General features: G+C 56.6%; 2 protein-coding genes and 1 pseudogene. 1 reads left to right on the top strand and 2 read right to left on the bottom strand.

Annotated elements, in window-relative coordinates:
- Positions 1–263: 263 nt before the first annotated feature.
- On the bottom strand, positions 264–533 hold the full coding sequence (locus tag GGQ85_RS20710) for a hypothetical protein (protein ID WP_309776087.1): 270 nt from the start codon (positions 531–533) through the stop codon (positions 264–266).
- Positions 534–581: 48 nt separating this feature from the next.
- Between GGQ85_RS20710 and GGQ85_RS20705 the strand changes: the two are divergent.
- A pseudogene (locus tag GGQ85_RS20705) lies at positions 582–1,093 on the top strand (Hsp20/alpha crystallin family protein).
- On the opposite strand, the gene GGQ85_RS20700 reads toward GGQ85_RS20705, so the two are convergent.
- Positions 1,090–1,512 (bottom strand): hypothetical protein (locus tag GGQ85_RS20700; protein WP_309776086.1); only part of this gene is annotated, 423 nt, incomplete at its 5' end. The pseudogene GGQ85_RS20705 and the gene GGQ85_RS20700 sit on opposite strands and share 4 nt — an antisense overlap.

Below are 1,512 nucleotides of genomic sequence, written 5' to 3'. Positions count from 1 at the left end.
TTCGCCGCCATGATCTGCTCCGTGACGAATCACGGAGCTCTATGAATCAGCGATCAAACCGATTGGGAATCCTGAATGTCGATCGGTTCTAGGGCTTTGGCCGGAGCCCGACCCCTCTAAACCAGAAGCGTGGAACCGCCACTTCCACTTGCCATGCTCCGCAACGAAGCCGCGGCGCGCCTCGGCATTGATTTTGGCGAGAAGAGAACATTTAGCGATCATCTCTCCATCCTAGTCCGAACCGGCGGCGGTGCCAGGGTCGCTCATTGCAACCCTTGCTGTCCGCTCACAAGGAGGCTTTCAAGCGACCCAACTATCCTCATGGCCTCGGCATCGCCAGCATGCAGTCGTACCAGACCTAGACCAATGCCCGTAAGTGCAGCACCGATCTCCTCGCGGCCGAATCCCATCTGGTCAAAATCATCGACCAGTTTATTGATCGCGTTTATGAGCAGGTCCCCGTCTTCGCTGATCATAATGGCTTCTGCCTCTTTCCATCCTCGTCCGATGTGGCGGGGCCGTGCCTTAGCCAAGTCGGTGAGTCTCCTTACAAAAGGAGACCTTTCCCTTGGTGTTCACGGATGTACCGTTTTTTTGACAGGAGTGGGGCAGGCCAAAACTTTAACTCCTACCTCCTTCACGGGCAGGCGAGGAACGGAACCGCTTCGTCAAGAGCTCCTGCGCCCAGTCGGCCAGCGGAACCTTGCCGGGAGATGAACCGCCTGTTCGACGACGTTTTCCGTGGCTGCTTTGAGCGTCGCCTATCGTCAAGCTCGCTGTCTTCTCTCAACGGGCCCTGGCCGGAACGTCTCTCCGACAGTGACAAAGAGATCAAGGTGACGGCCGAGATGCCTGGCCTCGAAGAAAAGGATATCGAGGTGTTGCTCGACGACGGCGTGCTGACGCTGAAGGGCGAGAACCGGCCTGAGGTCCAGGACGAGGACAAGCAATTTTCCGAGCGCTTCTATGGCCACTTTGAGCGGCACATCCCGATTGGGGTCGAGGTCGAGAGGCGCACTTCAAGAACGGTGTGCTGAACGTCGTGCTTCCTAAGCCCAAGGCTCAGTCACAGGTGAAGCGCATCGCGATTTAGAGCTGAGGATCAGCGGGGCCGGCGGCTGGCCAGCCGCCGATTCCCCATCCATTAGATGAGGAGTTGGCTTCCAAGATCGCCCACGCTGAACCGCGAAACGAATGATGGCACTCGACGGTCGTGAAGTCTGTCGGCTTATTATTTCTATCTGTTACCGGACTGCGGGCCGCGAATCGTGCGCGACCACGTAACTGAAAAAAACCGTGTCCCCTGGCGTATTGTGGGTTTGTCGTACCGACCTTGGTGCGTGCTTGAGGTTCAAGCGTAGCAACTAGCCATTTGACCATGCAAGCTAGTCCTCCGCTTTCAGCATCGGGTATCAAACTAGGCTCAGGACCCATTAAATTTGTTGCGAGAGGACTGGCGGGTTGATTCAATGGTGATGTTTGGGGGACATCGCCATGGCCGATTTGTTGTTG

This window comes from Nitrobacter vulgaris (assembly GCF_031453995.1).
Taxonomy (GTDB): Bacteria; Pseudomonadota; Alphaproteobacteria; order Rhizobiales; family Xanthobacteraceae; genus Nitrobacter; species Nitrobacter vulgaris.
This window is presented reverse-complemented; position numbering and strand designations above follow the sequence as displayed.